Origin of the sequence: Paraburkholderia sp. J94 (assembly GCF_905220285.1) — a bacterium.
GTDB lineage: Bacteria > Pseudomonadota > Gammaproteobacteria > Burkholderiales > Burkholderiaceae > Paraburkholderia > Paraburkholderia tropica_A.
Genome location: NZ_CAJMZH010000012.1, coordinates 69505 through 86263 on the forward strand (window position 1 = coordinate 69505; position 16759 = coordinate 86263).

The 16759-nt window shown below is 66.0% G+C and carries 13 protein-coding genes; 9 read left to right on the plus strand and 4 right to left on the minus strand.

All coding sequences use genetic code 11. The features are described from left to right. Positions 1 to 8: 8 nt before the first annotated feature. Positions 9 to 650, minus strand: coding sequence for a UDP-N-acetylmuramate--alanine ligase (locus U4Y88_RS24930; RefSeq protein WP_224018212.1), 642 nt, complete (start codon positions 648 to 650; stop codon positions 9 to 11). Positions 651 to 922: 272 nt separating this feature from the next. Here U4Y88_RS24930 and mpl point away from each other — a divergent pair, with 272 nt between their 5' ends. The 5 genes from mpl (at position 923) to mtgA (ending at position 6807) form a co-directional block, all read left to right on the plus strand. Then, positions 923 to 2323: a UDP-N-acetylmuramate:L-alanyl-gamma-D-glutamyl-meso-diaminopimelate ligase gene (mpl, locus tag U4Y88_RS24935; protein WP_224018214.1), complete on the plus strand. Its 1401-nt coding sequence runs from the start codon at positions 923 to 925 to the stop codon at positions 2321 to 2323. Then, positions 2320 to 2895 carry a YqiA/YcfP family alpha/beta fold hydrolase gene (locus tag U4Y88_RS24940; protein WP_224018217.1) on the plus strand — a complete coding sequence of 192 codons (576 nt, stop codon included), beginning with the start codon at positions 2320 to 2322 and terminating at the stop codon, positions 2893 to 2895. Before mpl ends, U4Y88_RS24940 begins: the two co-directional genes overlap by 4 nt. Positions 2896 to 2998: 103 nt before the next feature. Further along, a complete protein-coding gene (locus U4Y88_RS24945) occupies positions 2999 to 5134 on the plus strand; it encodes a ribonuclease catalytic domain-containing protein (protein WP_310631954.1) in 2136 nt (711 codons plus the stop codon). Then, positions 5131 to 6015, plus strand: a complete 885-nt coding sequence (gene aroE, locus U4Y88_RS24950; protein ID WP_321787127.1) for a shikimate dehydrogenase — start codon at positions 5131 to 5133, stop codon at positions 6013 to 6015. The genes U4Y88_RS24945 and aroE overlap by 4 nt, the downstream gene beginning before the upstream one ends. A gap of 30 nt (positions 6016 to 6045) precedes the next feature. Further along, positions 6046 to 6807, plus strand: a complete 762-nt coding sequence (gene mtgA, locus U4Y88_RS24955) for a monofunctional biosynthetic peptidoglycan transglycosylase (protein ID WP_224018223.1) — start codon at positions 6046 to 6048, stop codon at positions 6805 to 6807. A gap of 139 nt (positions 6808 to 6946) precedes the next feature. Here mtgA and queF read toward each other — a convergent pair whose 3' ends face one another. From queF to ilvA, 3 genes are read right to left on the minus strand one after another with little or no spacing between them, the layout of a single operon-like run. Beyond that, complete coding sequence (queF, locus tag U4Y88_RS24960) at positions 6947 to 7771, minus strand: NADPH-dependent 7-cyano-7-deazaguanine reductase QueF (RefSeq protein WP_321787129.1); 825 nt, start codon at positions 7769 to 7771, stop codon at positions 6947 to 6949. Then, entirely contained in the window at positions 7768 to 8736 is a 969-nt protein-coding gene (locus U4Y88_RS24965; protein WP_224018227.1) for a 5'-nucleotidase, read from the minus strand. The genes queF and U4Y88_RS24965 overlap by 4 nt, the downstream gene beginning before the upstream one ends. A gap of 12 nt (positions 8737 to 8748) precedes the next feature. After that, positions 8749 to 10275, minus strand: coding sequence for a threonine ammonia-lyase, biosynthetic (ilvA, locus tag U4Y88_RS24970; protein ID WP_321787131.1), 1527 nt, complete (start codon positions 10273 to 10275; stop codon positions 8749 to 8751). A gap of 575 nt (positions 10276 to 10850) precedes the next feature. Between ilvA and U4Y88_RS24975 the strand changes: the two genes are divergently transcribed. From U4Y88_RS24975 to ubiE, 4 genes are all read left to right on the plus strand, one after another. Then, a complete protein-coding gene (locus U4Y88_RS24975; RefSeq protein WP_321787133.1) occupies positions 10851 to 14897 on the plus strand; it encodes an FAD/FMN-binding oxidoreductase in 4047 nt (1348 codons plus the stop codon). 41 nt (positions 14898 to 14938) lie between these two features. Continuing rightward, positions 14939 to 15370: an HIT family protein gene (locus tag U4Y88_RS24980; RefSeq protein WP_224016627.1), complete on the plus strand. Its 432-nt coding sequence runs from the start codon at positions 14939 to 14941 to the stop codon at positions 15368 to 15370. A gap of 99 nt (positions 15371 to 15469) precedes the next feature. Further along, positions 15470 to 15883: a gamma-butyrobetaine hydroxylase-like domain-containing protein gene (locus U4Y88_RS24985; protein ID WP_065059371.1), complete on the plus strand. Its 414-nt coding sequence runs from the start codon at positions 15470 to 15472 to the stop codon at positions 15881 to 15883. Between the two features lie 98 nt (positions 15884 to 15981). Beyond that, entirely contained in the window at positions 15982 to 16713 is a 732-nt protein-coding gene (gene ubiE / locus U4Y88_RS24990; protein WP_065059370.1) for a bifunctional demethylmenaquinone methyltransferase/2-methoxy-6-polyprenyl-1,4-benzoquinol methylase UbiE, read from the plus strand. The last annotated feature ends 46 nt before the right edge of the window (positions 16714 to 16759 follow it).

Genomic DNA, 16759 nt, shown 5'->3' on the forward strand with positions numbered 1-16759 from the left:
ACTAAGAGTCAGGTGGTGGAGGTCGCGCCGCTCTCGTCGATCAGCGCCTGGAGTGCCCGCGCGTCCGCGCGCGGCAGACGCCCGCGCGGATCGGCGCGCACGGCGCCGCGCAGGTCGTCGGTATTGTAGAGCGCGAGGTGGATGCCGACCGGTTCCTCGTCGCGCGACGGCTTCCAGAGGAAGCTCAACGTTTCCACATAGCCGCGTGCGGCGAAGTGGCGCGTTTCCGAGACGTCGTACTGCACGTTCGCGTTCAGCAGCCAGATCGCGACATCTTTGGCGTTGTCGCAAAAGATCTGCAGATGGATGTCGGAATGCTCGCCCGCCGTGCCGTTGAGCACCGCGCCCGTGAGGAAGGGATTGAACTTCGCGAGCTGCAACATCCAGTCGAGCGCGATCTCGCGCAGCCGCCGCAGCACCGCCGGCTGGCTTTCGCCCATGAAAAGGGCCTGATATTCGCGGATTTCTTCCTCGATCTGATCGTTGTCGGGGAGCCAGGCGCCTTCGATGCGCGCGTCCCCCGCCACCTGCCGCGCGGCCTTGCGCTTGGCGGTGGCGTAATCGAGGCCATCTTCGGCGATCATCCGTGCTGCCGCGATGGCGATTTCCTCGCGCACGCGCTGGGGATCGAAATGTGATCTGCGAACCATGCGCCCATCATACTAGAGAACGTTGAGCGCCCCCGGCGGCCACCGCGCGGCGGGGCGGCGGTGCAGCGGGGCCCGTGGCGGGTGACATCCACGCCGCGATATCCGCGCCGCCGCGCCCATGCCGGTACGCCCGCGCCGGTACGCCAGCCCCGGCGAAAAAGCCGCAGGGGCTCGGGTACAATAGCGTTCTTTGCTCCGGCGGCCAGGCGCCGCCGTTCTGCTTTCCCCATCCCTGTAACCCTTTCACGACGCCCGCGCGGCGCGACAGGCTTATGCACATCCATATCCTCGGCATCTGCGGCACGTTCATGGGCGGTCTCGCCGTGCTCGCGCGCAGCGCGGGTCATACGGTCACCGGCTGCGACGCGGGCGTGTACCCGCCGATGAGCACGCAGCTCGAAGCGCAGGGTATCCGCCTGATCGAGGGTTATGACGCGAGCCAGACCGAGCTCAATCCCGACCTGTACGTGATCGGCAACGTGGTCTCGCGCGGCAATCCGCTGATGGAGGAGATCCTCAATCGCGGCCTGCCGTACACCTCGGGCCCGCAGTGGCTCGGCGAGCACGTGCTGCGCGACAAGTGGGTGCTCGCGGTGGCGGGCACGCACGGCAAGACCACCACGAGCTCGATGCTCGCGTGGCTGCTCGAAGATTCGGGTCTCAATCCCGGTTTTCTGATCGGCGGCGTGCCGCTGAACTTCGGCATCTCGGCGCGTCTGACCGATTCGAGCTTCTTCGTGATCGAAGCCGACGAATACGACACGGCCTTCTTCGACAAGCGCTCGAAGTTCGTCCATTACCGTCCGCGCACCGCGGTGCTGAACAATCTCGAATTCGATCACGCCGACATCTTCCCCGATCTCGCCGCCATCGAGACGCAGTTCCACCATCTCGTGCGCACGATTCCGGGCGTGGGCCGCGTGGTCTCGAACGGCCGCAGCGAGGCGCTCGACCGGGTGCTCGCGCGCGGCGTCTGGAGCGACGTGGAGCGATTCGGCGTCGATGGCGGCTGGCAGGCGCTGCCGGCCGAAGAGGGCGTGACGGTGGACGAGCGCTTCGCCGTCTATCACAACAGCGAGCGCGTGGGCGTGGTCGACTGGCAGATCCAGGGCGAGCACAATCGTCAGAACGCACTCGCGGCGATCGCCGCCGCGCGCAGCGTCGGCGTGCCGCCCGCGCAGGCCGCGCAGTCGCTTTCGTCGTTCCGCAACGTCAAGCGCCGCATGGAAGTGCGCGGCAGCGTCGACGGCGTGACCGTCTACGACGACTTCGCGCACCATCCCACGGCCATCGAAACGACCGTCGCCGGTCTGCGCACGCGCGTGGGCCGCGACAACACGCGCATCCTCGCGGTGCTCGAGCCGCGCTCGAACACCATGAAGCTCGGCGTGATGAAGGCGCAATTGCCGGGCAGCCTCGCCGACGCCGACCTCGTGTTCGGCTACGGCGCGCCCGCCGGCAAGGACGCGCTCGGCTGGGATCTCGCGGGCGCGCTCGCGCCGCTCGGCGAGAAGGCGCGCGCGTTCCACGACCTCGACACGCTGGTGAAGGCGGTCGTGGCGGCGGCGCGTCCCGGCGACCAGGTGCTCGTGATGAGCAACGGCGGCTTCGGCGGCGTGCATCAGAAGCTGCTCGACGCGCTGTCGGCCAAAGCGGACCGGAGCGCGGCGTGATCGTCTATCTGCACGGCTTTCGCTCGTCGCCGCAATCGTTCAAGGCGCGCCTGCTGGCGGCGCGTCTCGCCGAACTGGGCCGCGCCGACGAATGGCTGTGCCCGACGCTGCCGGTCTCGCCCGACGAAACGGTCGAACTGGTCGAGCGTGAGATCGCGCAGAAAGCCCGGCCGGGCGAGCGCATCACGCTGCTCGGCAGCTCGCTGGGCGGTTTTTTCGCCACGCAGCTCGCGGAAAAGCACGGCTGGCGTGCCGTGCTGCTGAATCCGGCCGTGGTGCCGGAGCGCGATCTGTCGAAATATCTCGGCGAACAGCCGCTCTGGCACGGCGGCGGCAGCATCGTCGTCGAGCCGCGCCATTTGCAGGAACTGCGCGCCCTGGCCGTCGCGCGCATCACCCGGCCCGAGCGTTACTATCTGATCGCCGCGACCGGCGACGAAGTGCTCGATTACCGCGAGATGCTCGCGCACTATCCGGGTGTGCAGACGCATCTGATCGAAGGCAGCGACCACGGCATCAGCGAATTCGCCGACTACGTCGACGAAGTGATCCGTTTCTGCGACGCGCCTTGAGCGTCGTCTTTCGTTCGCGCCGCGCGCGCGAACGCCTATATGTATACAGCACCGTCTGGGCGCGCCGCGCCCGCGGTCGAAGCAAGTCAGACGAGAGTGTTGAGTGAACGTTTTCTTTGAGGAATCGGGCAGTTTCAAGGCCGGCAGCGTGCTGTCGAAGCAGGGCGATGCGTTTCAGGTCGAGTTGCCGGGCGGACGCCGCGCGAAGGTGCGCGCGAAAGACGTGCTGATCGAGTTCGAGAAGCCCGCCGCCGCCGATCTGTTGGAGCAGGCGGACGCCGCCGCGCAGGAAATCGACCTCGATTTCCTGTGGGAATGCGCGCCGCCCGACGAATTCCCCTACACGGCGCTCGCGAGCGAGTACTTCGGCGAGACCTACGGTCCGGTCGAGCGCGCCGCGCTCGTGCTGCGCCTGCACGGCTCGCCCGTGTACTTCCGCCGCAAGGGCCGCGGCCAGTATCAGCGCGCGCCCGAAGACCAGCTCAAGATGGCGCTCGCGTCGCTCGAACGCAAGCGTCAGCAGGCGCTCGTGCAGGCCGGCTACGAAGACGAACTGAAGGCGGGCCGTCTGCCCGAGGCGCTCAAGGACAAGGCGCTCGGCCTGCTCACGAAGCCCGACAAGAACACCATCGAGTACAAGGCGCTCGAAGCGGCCGCGGCCGCGCGTGGCATTTCCATGCCGCGCCTGATGCTCGAATGCGGCGGCATCGCGTCGCCGCGCGCGCTGCACGAAGCGCGTTTCCTCGCTGAATTCTTCCCGCACGGCACGGGCTTCCCGCCGGTCGAAGTGGGCGCGCTGCCCGACGATCTGCCGGACGCCGCGGAACACGTGCAGGCGTTCTCGATCGACGACGTCACCACGACCGAAATCGACGACGCGTTCTCGATCGAGCATCTGGCCGACGGCCGCGTGCGCATCGGTATCCACATCGCGGCGCCCGCGCTCGGTATCGCGCGCGGCGACACGGCCGATACGGTGGCGCGCGCGCGTCTGTCGACGGTCTACATGCCCGGCGACAAGATCACCATGCTGCCCGACGATTTCGTCGACGCGTTCACGCTCAAGGAAGGCGGCCTGCGCCCGGCGCTCTCGCTCTACAGCATCGTGAACCGCGAGACGCAGGAAATCGTGGCGACCGAAACGCGCGCCGAGCGCGTGTTCGTGAAGAGCAATCTGCGTCACAACACGCTCGACGAAGTGGTGACGGAAGAGACGCTCGCGGCCGGCACGGGCGAGTATCCGCACAAGGAAGACATCGCCGTGCTGTGGCCGTTCGCGCAGGCGCTGTTCGAGAAGCGCCAGGCCGCGCGCGCCGGTTACGGTCTGCGCCGCGAAGTGCAGCGCAACACCGACTACAACTTCTACGTCGAAGGCGAGCACGTCAGCATCACGCCGCGCCGCCGCGGCTCGCCGCTCGACCTGATCGTCGCGGAACTGGCGATTCTCGCCAACTCCACGTGGGGCGCGTTCCTCAACGATCACGGTGTGCCGGGCATCTACCGCACGCAGCGCGCGTTCGGCGCGCCCACGGGCCCGAAGCGCACGCGCATGCAGACCAACGCCGCGCCGCACGAAGGCCTGGGCGTCGCGCAGTACGCGTGGAGCACCTCGCCGCTGCGCCGTTACGTCGACCTCGTGAACCAGTGGCAGTTGCTCGCGTGCGTGGAGCACGGCGTGGCCGCCAAGCTGGTCGCGCCGTTCAAGCCCAAGGACGCCGATCTGTTCGCCGTCGTGCAGGGCTTCGACGAAACCTATACGGCCTATGCCGATCACCAGCGCCGCATGGAGTACTTCTGGTGCCTGCGCTGGCTCCAGCAGGAAATGCGCGGTGACGGCGGTGTCGAGCCGCGCCGTGAATTCCCGGCTTCGGTCGTCAAGGACGATCTCGTGCGCTTCGAGGAAGTGCCGCTGCTGATGCATGTGCCCGCGCTCGGCGTGCACGCGCGCGGCACGCGCCTGATGATGGAAGTGATGTCGATCGACGAGCTGACCATCGAGGCGTCCGTGCGCATGTTGCGCGTGCTCGACGCGCCGGTCGTGACGAGCGGCGAGCAGGCCGAGGAAGAGTCGGGCGACGACGAAGAATTGATCGAAGCCGCCGACGATTCCGCGCAAAGCGAAGCGGAAGCGCTCGCCGAATCCGGTCAGCCGGACGCCGCCACTGATGGTGAGGCGGATGCGCAAGAGGGGCAGGGCGAACAGCAGTCCGAACAACACGAGACGGAGCCGCGCGCATGAGCGCCGATCAGACGCCAACGCCAACCCCGCATCGCGACCGCTACGCCGTGGTCGGCAATCCGGTTGCGCACAGCAAATCGCCGGCGATCCACGCGCAATTCGCGCAGGAGACCGGCGAAGCCGTCGACTACGACCGCCTGCTCGCGCCGCTCGATGGTTTCGTCGAGCACGTGCAGGCGTTTCGCGCGGCGGGCGGGCGCGGTCTGAACGTGACCGTGCCGTTCAAGCTCGAAGCCCACGCGCTCGCGCATCGTCTGTCGCCGCGCGCGGCGGCGGCGGGCGCGGTGAACACGCTGCGTTTCGACGAAGACGGCATTTTCGGCGACAACACCGACGGTTTCGGTCTCGTTCGCGACATCGAAGTGAATCTGGGCGTCTCGCTCAAGGGCGCGCGCGTGCTGCTGCTCGGCGCGGGCGGTGCGGCGCGCGGCGTCGTGCTGCCGATGCTCGAATGCCATCCGCGCGAGATCACCATCGTGAACCGCACGGCGCAGAAGGCGCATGCGCTCATCGAGCAGTTCGCGGGCCCGGCGCAGACGTTCGGCTGCCTGATCAACGGCGGCGGTCCCGAAGCCGTGGACCCGAAACCCTACGACGTGATCGTGAACGCGACGGCGGGCAGTCTCGACGCCGCATTGCCCGAGTGCGACGACCGCGCGTTCGGCACGGGCACGCTCGCCTACGACATGATGTACGGCGCCCAGCCGACGGTCTTCATGCGTCATGCCGAATCGCTCGGCGCACGCGCATCGGACGGTCTGGGCATGCTGGTCGAGCAGGCCGCCGAGTCGTTCTTCGTGTGGCGCGGCGTGCGTCCCACGGGTGCGCCGGTGCTCGCTGCGCTGCGCGCGCAGATCGCGGCGCAAGCCGCGCAGGCCTGACACCCGCAGCGATCTCGGGAGACGCGATCCATGCGCACAGCGGCGACGAACCGGCAGGTGCCGCGCACGCCAGCGCGCGTCGGCGCGCTGCGCTGGATCGTCTACGCGGCGCTGGTGTTCGGCGTCGCGTGGATCGCATTGCAGTTCTACTATTTCGCGCAGATCGCCGCGTGGAATGTCGTCGATCCGCAATCGACGGCCTTCATGCGCACCGACGCGGCGGGCCTCGCCGCCGATCGCCCGGACCTCGCGATCCAGCATCAATGGGTGCCGTACGACCAGATTTCGCGCAATCTCAAGCGCGCGATCATCGCGTCCGAGGACGCCAACTTCGTCAATAACAACGGCTACGAAACCGACGCCATCCTGCAGGCGTGGGAGCGGAACAAGAAGCGCGGCCATATCGTGCGCGGCGGATCGACGATCACGCAGCAACTGGCGCGCAATCTGTTTCTATCGCGCGAGAAAAGCTATATCCGCAAGGGCCAGGAACTGATCATCACGTGGATGCTGGAGACGCTGCTCGACAAGGAGCGCATCTTCGAGATCTATCTGAATTCGGTGGAGTGGGGCAACGGCGTGTACGGCGCGCAGGCGGCGGCGCGTTACTACTACCGCACGACGGCGGCGAAGCTCACGCCATGGCAGTCGGCGCGGCTCGCGGTCATGCTGCCGCGTCCCAAGTATTTCGACGAACATCGCAACTCGCCGTATCTCTCGCAGCGCGCGGGCGTGATCGCGCGCCGCATGGGCGCGGCCGAGCTGCCGCAGTCGCAGCAATCGCAGCAGTAGGCGAGCGGCGCGTTCGTCGGTCATCGCTCAACGTTCAACGTTCAACGTTCATCGCGTACAAATGCAAAGCGCCGGTCCAGCCGGCGCTTTGTGCTTTCTACCGCGTGCTAACCGCGTGCGAACTGCGCGCTAACCGCGCTTATTGACGCGCGAGCCGCGCGTTATCCGGCATCGGCATGTTGAAGTTGGTGCGGAACGGATTGATGTCGAGACCGCCGCGCCGCGTGTAGCGCGCGTAGACCGCGAGGCGCTCCGGTTTGCACTCGCGCAGGATGTCCATGAAGATGCGCTCGGCGCACTGCTCGTGGAAGCCCGTGTGATTGCGGTACGAGATGATGTAGCGCAGCAGGCCCGCCTGATCGATCTGCGGCCCGACGTAGTGAATCTGCACGCTGCCCCAGTCGGGCTGGCCGGTCACCGGACAGTTCGACTTCAGCAGGTTCGAGACCAGCGTTTCTTCCACCGGCGCTTCGTCCTGCGCGGCCTTCAGCAGCGTCGGGTCCGGGTGATAGATCTCGGCGTCGAGGTCGAGGCGGTCGATCGAGAGACCGTCGAATTCCTCGAACGGCAGCTTGCCGAACCCGCCCGGCTGATCGAGCTTCACCGACACCGTCGCGCCGCAAGCCGCGGAAACGTCGCGCCGGATGGTGTCGCGCACCACGTCGGCCGATTCGAACGCCGTCTGCGCGAACGAGCCCAGATAGAGCTTGAACGACTTCGATTCGACGATATTCGGCGAATCGGCGGGAATGAAGAACGTGGCGATGGCGATCTGCGGCTTGCCGCGCGCATTGAGCCACGACAGCTCGTACGCGTTCCAGATATCGGTGCCGAAGAAGGGCAGTTGCGCGCCGATGCCGATCTGTTCGCGCGCGCGCGCGCGCGGGATCGGAAACAGCAGCTTGGCGTCGTATTGCTCGGTGTAGCTGGAAGCCTTGCCGAGCGGCGATTGTTCGGGAGTCATGATGCGCTGGTTTCGGTAATGACGCCGGGCGCGCCCGTGAGGGACGCCGCGCCGGCGGGATTCGCCACGCCGCTGGCCACATGTCCGGTCGCCGTGACCGAACGGGCCGACTCGCAATGGCGGATCTGGTCGTCGAAGAAAAAGTCAGGTTCGAACTCGCGCAGGAACGGGCCTTTGTCGAGTCCGCCGAGGAACATCGCTTCGTCGATTTCGATGTTCCAGGCCATCAGCGTGCGGATCGCGCGCTCGTGCGCGGGTGCCGATCGCGCCGTGACGAGCGCGGTGCGGATGCGCATTTTCGCGTTCGCATCGGCGAGATGCTGAAGACGGTGCAGCGCTTCGAGCAGCGGCTTGAGCGGACCTTGCGCGAGCGGCAGCTCGCGGTTGTCGCGTTCGTGGCTCACGAACGCGCCCAGGCCGTCGCGCTGGAAGATCTGCTCGGCTTCGTCGGAAAACAGCACCGCATCGCCGTCGAACGCGACGCGTATTTCCTGCGCGTTGCGTTCCGCCATTGTCGCCGAATTTGCGCCGGTCGGTGGGAAGACGCGCGCGGCCGGAAATCCGGCGTCGAGCGCGCCGCGCACATCGTCGGGATTCGCCGAGAGAAACAGCGACGCGTTCAGCGGCTTCAGATAATGCCAGGGCTCGCGGCCGCGCGTGAACACGCCGCGCTGAATGTCGAGGCCGTGCTCGCGGCACGAATTGAAGGTGCGCAGCCCGCTGATCGGATCGCTGCGCGAGAGGATCACGACTTCCACGTGATGCGCGCCGTTGTTCAGCGCGAGCAGCTTGCGGATCAGCGCAAAGGCGACGCCGGGCCGCGCGGGCACGTGCAGGCGCTCGCGCTGCAGCGCCTCGTAGGCGTGCAGGTCGCCGGTTTCGTAGACGCCGTTCTCTTCCTCGAAGTCGAACAGCGCGCGCGACGAAATCGCGACGACCAGCTTGTCGGTGAGCGAAACGGCCATGATCGTCGGCCTTCAGGCGAGAAAGAGGCGATACGCCGGATTCTGCGTCTCTTCGTAATGCGGATAACCGAGCGTCGCGAGGAAGCGGCGGAACTCCGCGTCTTCAGCGGCGGGCACCTGAATACCGACCAGAATCGAGCTGTAATCGGCGCCCTGATTGCGGTAGTGGAACAGGCTGATGTTCCAGTTCGGCGCCATCGACGAGAGGAAGCGCATCAGCGCGCCCGGACGCTCCGGGAACTCGAAGCGGAACAGGCGCTCGTCGTGCGCGAGCGGCGAACGCCCGCCCACCATGTAGCGGATGTGCTGCTTCGAGAGTTCGTCGCCGGTGAGATCGACGCACGGAAAACCGTGTTCGACGAAGGCCTGTGCGATCTGCTGCGACTCGCCGCGATTGCGGATCTGCACGCCGACGAAGATGTGCGCGCGTTCGGCGTCGTCGATGCGGTAGTTGAACTCCGTCACGCTGCGCGTTCCGACCAGTTCGCAAAAGCGCTTGAAGCTGCCGCGTTCTTCGGGGATCGTCACGGCGAACACGGCTTCGCGTGCCTCGCCGACTTCCGCGCGCTCGGCCACGAAGCGCATGCGGTCGAAATTCATGTTCGCGCCCGACGTGATCGCGATCAGCGTCTGGCCCGCGACGCCCTCGCGCTCCGCGTACTTCTTCGCGCCCGCCACGGCCAGCGCGCCCGCCGGTTCGAGCACGCTGCGCGTGTCCTGGAAGACGTCCTTGATGGCGGCGCAGAGCGCGTCGGTATCGACGGTGACGACATCGTCGAGATACTGCTGACAGAGCCGGAAAGTTTCCTCGCCGACGAGTTTGACGGCCGTGCCGTCCGAGAACAGCCCGACTTCGCTCAGTTCGACGCGCTTGCCCGCCTTCAGCGACTGCGCCATCGCGCACGAATCGTCGGTCTGCACGCCGATCACGCGGATCTCGGGGCGCACGGCCTTCACATACGCGGCCACGCCTGCCGCGAGACCGCCGCCGCCGATCGGCACGAAGATCGCGTGAATCGGGGCCTGATGCTTGCTGAGCACTTCCATCGCGACGGTGCCCTGGCCGGCGATCACGTGCGGATCGTCGAATGGATGCACGAAGGTCAGGCCGCGTTCTTCCTGCAGGCGGACGGCGTGGGCGTAGGCATCGCTGTAGGATTCGCCCGCCTGGACGACTTCAACCGTCGGGCCGCCGTGCGCGCGCACGGCATCGACTTTCACCTGCGGGGTCGTGACCGGCACGCAGATCACCGCCTTCACGCCGAGCCGCGCCGCCGAGAGCGCCACGCCCTGCGCGTGATTGCCCGCCGAGGCGGTAATCACGCCGCGTTCGAGCTGCTCGGGCGAAAGATGCGCCATCTTGTTGTACGCGCCGCGCAGCTTGAACGAGAAGACCGGCTGGTTGTCCTCGCGCTTGAGCAGCACCGTGTTGCCGATGCGCGCGGAGAGATTCGGCGCGGGTTCGAGCTCGGTTTCGCGGGCGACGTCGTACACGCGCGCGGTGAGGACTTTTTTCAGGTAATCGTCGTGGGAAGCCATGCGGGGACGCGCCAGGCGCGGGTCGGGACGGGAAAACGTAAATGATAGCGCCAACGGCTGCGGCGCTGGCGGGCCGGGCAGGGTGGGCAGCCCGGGCGCGGGCAGGCTGGATGGCGATGTTTCCCGACCCACCGGACGGTTAATCCGCGTGCGACGCGCTGTCACACGGGCATGCCGGCCCGTAAGCGATATTCAACCTTACGGGTCGGCGGGCTTCCCACCGAGGGTCAGCGCACGCGCGGATCATGCGTTAAAATCGCTTTTTGAAACAAGGATCGGAAGATGCACTGGCAACCTCGGACAGCCCATTTGATGCCCGCACGGCGCGAAACCCGCCCCGCGGCGCAGCGGCACGCCCGCCACGCACGATCGTGGCGCTAAGTCCGAGCGCCGGGGAACCATCGGCGTGAGCGCTTCCGCCATGCTTCCCCACCCCTTCGTCCGCCCAGCCATCCGCGCCACGAGCGAGCCTCTGGCGGACACGATTTCAGAATAGCGCCCCACGCGCCCCGTCAGCATCCGTCCGATCGGCTCCGTAAGCCGCGCGCGGATCTGGCTCAAAGAGTCGTCCAACCATGAACGCACCTCAAGTTTTCGATCCTCACGGCGCCGCCGCAGCCGTGGCCGCCGACATCGAACCGCGCCTGCGCGAGATTCCGTACAACTACACGTCCTTTTCGGACCGCGAAATCGTCATCCGCCTGCTCGGCGAAGAGGCGTGGAACGCGCTCGCCGAACTGCGCAGCGAACGCCGCACGGGCCGCTCGGCGCGCATGCTCTACGAAGTGCTCGGCGACATCTGGGTCGTGCGCCGCAACCCGTATCTGCAGGACGACCTGCTCGACAACCCGAAGCGCCGCGCCATGCTGATCGAGGCGCTGAATCACCGCATCGGCGAAATCGAGAAGCGCCGCCGCGCCGACCTCGTCGAGCACAGCGACCAGGACGGCGTCGTGCGCGCCGCGCGCGTGGAAACGCTGATCGGCGCCGCTCGCCGCGCGATCGAAGAATTCGCCGCCGAATTCGACAAGATGGCCGATCTGCGCCGCCGCGCCACCAAGGTGCTCGGCAAGCGTACGCAGAAGGACAACATCCGCTTCGACGGCATCGCGCGCGTCTCGCACGTGACCGACGCAACCGACTGGCGCGTCGAATATCCGTTCGTGGTCCTCACGCCGGACACCGAAGCCGAGATCGCGGGCCTCATCAAGGCCTGCTTCGAACTCGGTCTCACGGTGATCCCGCGCGGAGGCGGCACGGGCTACACGGGCGGCGCGGTGCCGCTCACGCCGTTCTCGGCCGTCATCAACACCGAAAAGCTCGAACAGCTCGGTCCGGTCGAAATGACCGAACTGCCGGGCGTGGACCGCAAGGTCGCGACGATTTTCTCGGGCGCGGGCGTGGTCACGCGCCGCGTGACCGAAGCGGCCGACGCGGCGGGCTTCGTGTTCGCGGTCGACCCGACCTCGCTCGACGCTTCGTGCATCGGCGGCAACGTCGCCATGAACGCGGGCGGCAAGAAGGCGGTGCTGTGGGGCACGGCGCTCGACAACCTCGCCTGGTGGCGCATGGTCGACCCGGAAGGCAACTGGCTCGAAGTCACGCGCCTCGACCACAACATGGGCAAGATCCACGACATCGAAGTCGCGCGCTTCGAACTGAAGTGGTTCGACGGCGAGCACGCGCCGGGCGAAAAGCTGCTGCGCACGGAATCGCTCGACATCGCGGGCCGCGTGTTCCGCAAGGAAGGTCTCGGCAAGGACGTGACCGATAAATTTCTCGCGGGCCTGCCGGGTATCCAGAAGGAAGGCTGCGACGGTCTCATCACGTCGGCGCGCTGGGTGCTGCACAAGATGCCCGCGCACACGCGCACGGTCTGTCTGGAGTTCTTCGGCCAGGCGCGCGAGGCGATCCCGAGCATCGTCGAAATCAAGGATTACCTGTTCGAAACGTCGAAGCAGGGCGGCGCGATTCTCGCGGGTCTGGAGCATCTGGACGAGCGCTATCTGCGCGCGGTCGGTTACGCGACCAAGAGCAAGCGCAATGCGTTTCCGAAGATGGTGCTGATCGGCGACATCGTCGGCGACGACGCCGATGCCGTGGCCTCCGCCACCTCGGAAGTCATCCGCATGGCGAACGGCAAGAGCGGCGAAGGCTTCGTTGCCGTCTCCGCCGAGGCCCGCAAGCGCTTCTGGCTCGACCGCAGCCGCACGGCCGCGATCGCCAAGCACACCAACGCGTTCAAGATCAACGAAGACGTCGTGATTCCGCTCAACCGCATGGGCGAGTACACGGACGGCATCGAACGCATCAACATCGAACTGTCGATCAAGAACAAGCTGCAACTGGTCGACGCGCTCGAAGCGTTCTTCAAGGGCGGCAAGCTGCCGCTCGGCAAGAGCGACGACGCCAATGAAATCCCCAGCGCGGAACTGCTCGAAGACCGCGTGCAGCAGGCGCTCGACCTGCTCAATCGCGTGCGCGAGCGCTGGACCTTCGTGGGCGACAAGCTCGACATGCCGCTGCGCGAGGCGCAGCACTATCTCGTGCAACTGGGCTACGAAGCGCTGGCGGAGAAGTTCGCCGACCGCTGCGACGTGCAGGCCGACGTCAACGTTTTCCACGTGACGCAGGACCGCACGGTGCGCATCTCGTGGAAGCAGGAGATCCGCGCGGAACTGCGCAAGATCTTCAACGGCGGCGAATTCAAGCCGATCCTCGACGAAGCCCAGGCGATCCACAAGAAGGTGCTGCGCGGCCGCGTGTTCGTGGCGCTGCACATGCACGCCGGCGACGGCAACGTGCACACCAACCTGCCGGTGAACTCGGACAACTACGAGATGCTGCAGGACGCGCACGTCGCGGTCGCGCGCATCATGAAGCTCGCGCGTTCGCTCGACGGCGTGATCTCGGGCGAGCACGGCATCGGCATTACGAAGCTCGAATTCCTCACCGACGACGAGATCGCCGAATTCCGCGCCTACAAGCAGCGCGTCGATCCGCATGGCCGCTTCAACGCGGGCAAGCTGCTCGAAGGCGCCGACCTGCGCAACGCCTACACGCCGTCGTTCGGCCTGATGGGCTACGAGTCGCTGATCATGCAGCAATCCGATATCGGCGCGATCGCCGAGTCGGTCAAGGACTGCCTGCGCTGCGGCAAGTGCAAGCCGGTGTGCGCGACGCACGTGCCGCGCGCGAACCTGCTGTACAGCCCGCGTAACAAGATCCTCGCGACCTCGCTGCTGGTCGAGGCCTTCCTGTACGAAGAACAGACGCGCCGCGGCGTGTCGATCAAGCACTGGGACGAGTTCAACGACGTGGCCGACCACTGCACGGTCTGCCACAAGTGCGTGACGCCGTGCCCGGTCAAGATCGACTTCGGCGACGTGACGATGAACATGCGCAACCTGCTGCGCAAGATGGGCAAGAAGAAGTTCAACGCGGGCAGCGCGGCGGGCATGTTCTTCCTGAACGCCACGAATCCGCAGACCATCAACCTCGCGCGCACCGCGATGATGGGCGTGGGCTACAAGGCGCAGCGCCTCGGCAACGACGTGCTGAAGAAGTTCGTCAAGAAGCAGACGGCGCATCCGCCGGCGTCCACGGGCAAGTCGCCGGTGGTCGAGCAGGTGATCCACTTCGTCAACAAGAAGATGCCGGGCAACCTGCCGAAGAAGACGGCGCGCGCGCTGCTCGACATCGAAGACAACAAGATCGTGCCGATCATCCGCAATCCGAAGGCGACAAGCGTCGATTCGGAAGCGGTGTTCTACTTCCCGGGCTGTGGCTCCGAGCGCCTGTTCTCGCAGGTCGGTCTGGCCACCCAGGCGATGTTGTGGGAGGCGGGCGTGCAGACCGTGCTGCCGCCGGGCTATCTGTGCTGCGGCTATCCGCAGCGCGGCTCGGGCCAGTTCGACAAGGCCGAGCAGATCGTCACCGACAACCGCGTGCTGTTCCACCGCGTCGCCAACACGCTGAACTACCTCGACATCAAGACCGTCGTGGTGTCGTGCGGCACGTGTTACGACCAGCTCGCCGGTTATGAATTCGACAAGATCTTCCCGGGCTGCCGCATCATCGACATTCACGAGTTCCTGCTCGAGAAGGGCATCAAGCTCGATGGCGTGAGCGGTACGCGCTACATGTACCACGACCCGTGCCACACGCCGATCAAGACGATGGACCCGGTCAAGCTCGTCAACGAACTCATGGGTTCGGAAAAGGACGGCTACAAGATCGAGAAGAACGATCGTTGCTGCGGCGAATCGGGCACGCTCGCGGTCACGCGCCCGGACGTGTCGACGCAGGTGCGCTTCCGCAAGGAAGAGGAAATCCGCAAGGGCGCGGCGAAGCTGCGCGACATTCCGATCGTCGGCAACGGCGCGAACGGCGTGCAGCCGGCCACGCCGCAGGAAGCGGGCGGGCAGGGCAAGGCGCAGGACGTCAAGATTCTGACGAGCTGCCCGTCGTGCCTGCAGGGCCTGTCGCGCTACAACGAGGACGCCAACATCGAAGCCGATTACATCGTGGTGGAGATCGCCCGTCATGTTCTGGGCGAGAACTGGATGGCGGACTACGTGCAGAAGGCGAACAATGGCGGAATCGAGCGCGTGCTGGTTTAATGGCACGGCTAATTTTTCCGTAATACGGTTCGAGGACGACGATGGCATGCGTATTCTGCAGTGAGGAAGGCGGCGAGGTGCTGTGGGAAGACGAGCGTCTGCGCGTCGTTCTCGCGACCGCCGAAATCGACTATCCGGGCTTTTGCCGGGTGATCTGGAATACGCACGTCGCCGAGTTCTCGGATCTCGAGAACGCCGACCGGGAACATCTGATGCGCGCCGTGTACGCCGTCGAGCGGGCGCAGCGCCGCGTCATGCAGCCGTCGAAGGTGAACCTCGCGAGCCTCGGCAACCAGGTGCCGCATGTGCACTGGCACGTGATCCCGCGCTTCAGCAACGACGCGCATTTCCCGATGTCGGTGTGGTCGCCGCGTCAGCGCACGGTGTCGGAGGCGATGCTCGGTCAGCGCCGCGCCCAGGCCACGCTGCTGCGCGAGGCCGTGCGGCAGGAAATGGAGCAGGCGCTCGCGTGAGCTGCGCCGGCGTGGGTGATAACGCAGGTGTGTCAACGCGGGTGACAACGCAGGTGCCAGGATTGGCGGCTTGGGTTTGACAGGCGAACAGGAAACAACATGAGCGGACTCAAATCCGATACGCCGGTGCCGACCGGCGTCGTGGTGCATGCGCTGTCGCGCGTGCTCGAACTGCAGTACGCGAACGGCCAGAGCTATCGCATCCCGTTCGAGCTGATGCGCGTCTATTCGCCCTCGGCGGAAGTGCGCGGCCACGGGCCCGGTCAGGAAACGCTGCAGACCGGCAAGCGCGAAGTGACCATCACGGCGCTCGAAGGCGTGGGCAACTACGCGCTGCAGCCGACCTTCTCCGACGGCCACAACACCGGCATCTATTCGTGGGACCAGCTCTACGAACTGGCCACGCAGCAGGACACGCTCTGGGCCGACTATTTCGCGAAGCTCAAGGCCGCGGGCGTCGAACGCGACGCGCCGATGGCGCCGCCCGCTGCCGCGCACGGCCACTGCCACTGACGCTTCCTGTTACGATCCTGCCGCCGCGCCACGACGCGGCGAATTTCATTCAAAAAGTCCGGCTGCGAGCCGGACAAGACCGCGAAAGGACGAGCGCGATGAGCAAAACCCACTTCGGCTATCAGACAGTCGACGAACAGGACAAGGCGAAGAAGGTGGCCGGTGTGTTCCACTCGGTCGCCTCGAACTACGACCTGATGAACGACCTGATGTCGGGCGGGCTGCACCGCGCGTGGAAGGCGTTCACGATTGCGCAGGCCAATATCCGTCCGGGCGCGAAGGTGCTCGACATCGCGGGCGGCACCGGCGACCTGTCGATGGCGTTCGCGAAGAAGGCGGGCCCGACGGGCGAGGTCTGGCACACCGACATCAACGAGTCGATGCTGCGCGTGGGCCGCGACCGCCTGATCGATAAAGGCGTGATCACGCCGGCGCTGCTCTGCGACGCCGAGAAAATCCCCTTTCCCGACAATTACTTCGACCTGGTGACCGTGGCGTTCGGGCTGCGCAACATGACGCACAAGGACGCCGCGCTCGCGGAAATGCGCCGCGTGATCAAGCCGGGCGGCCGCGTGATGGTGCTCGAATTCTCGAAGGTCTGGGAGCCGCTCAAGAAGGCGTACGACGTCTATTCTTTCAAGGTGCTGCCGTGGTTGGGCAAGCGTTTCGCCCAGGACGCGGACAGTTACCAGTACCTGGCGGAGTCGATCCGCATGCATCCGGACCAGGAAACGCTGAAGACGATGATGGAACAAATCGGCCTCGATGCCGTCAAATATTACAATTTGTCAGCTGGCGTGGTAGCCTTACACGTCGGAACAAAGTACTAGTGTTCCTAACTATCTGTCTTTAAAGGAAATACCGCCATGCCTGAGA

Excerpts from the sequence above, each read along its gene's own strand:
- U4Y88_RS24980 (WP_224016627.1), top strand. The coding sequence starts at position 14,939 with ATGGCATGCGTATTCTGCAGTGAGGAAGGCGGCGAGGTGCTGTGGGAA.
- U4Y88_RS24985 (WP_065059371.1), top strand. The coding sequence starts at position 15,470 with ATGAGCGGACTCAAATCCGATACGCCGGTGCCGACCGGCGTCGTGGTG.
- aroE (WP_321787127.1), top strand. The coding sequence starts at position 5,131 with ATGAGCGCCGATCAGACGCCAACGCCAACCCCGCATCGCGACCGCTAC.
- U4Y88_RS24930 (WP_224018212.1), bottom strand. The coding sequence starts at position 650 with ATGGTTCGCAGATCACATTTCGATCCCCAGCGCGTGCGCGAGGAAATC.
- mpl (WP_224018214.1), top strand. The coding sequence starts at position 923 with ATGCACATCCATATCCTCGGCATCTGCGGCACGTTCATGGGCGGTCTC.
- U4Y88_RS24965 (WP_224018227.1), bottom strand. The coding sequence starts at position 8,736 with ATGGCCGTTTCGCTCACCGACAAGCTGGTCGTCGCGATTTCGTCGCGC.
- queF (WP_321787129.1), bottom strand. The coding sequence starts at position 7,771 with ATGACTCCCGAACAATCGCCGCTCGGCAAGGCTTCCAGCTACACCGAG.
- ilvA (WP_321787131.1), bottom strand. The coding sequence starts at position 10,275 with ATGGCTTCCCACGACGATTACCTGAAAAAAGTCCTCACCGCGCGCGTG.
- U4Y88_RS24975 (WP_321787133.1), top strand. The coding sequence starts at position 10,851 with ATGAACGCACCTCAAGTTTTCGATCCTCACGGCGCCGCCGCAGCCGTG.
- ubiE (WP_065059370.1), top strand. The coding sequence starts at position 15,982 with ATGAGCAAAACCCACTTCGGCTATCAGACAGTCGACGAACAGGACAAG.
- mtgA (WP_224018223.1), top strand. The coding sequence starts at position 6,046 with ATGCGCACAGCGGCGACGAACCGGCAGGTGCCGCGCACGCCAGCGCGC.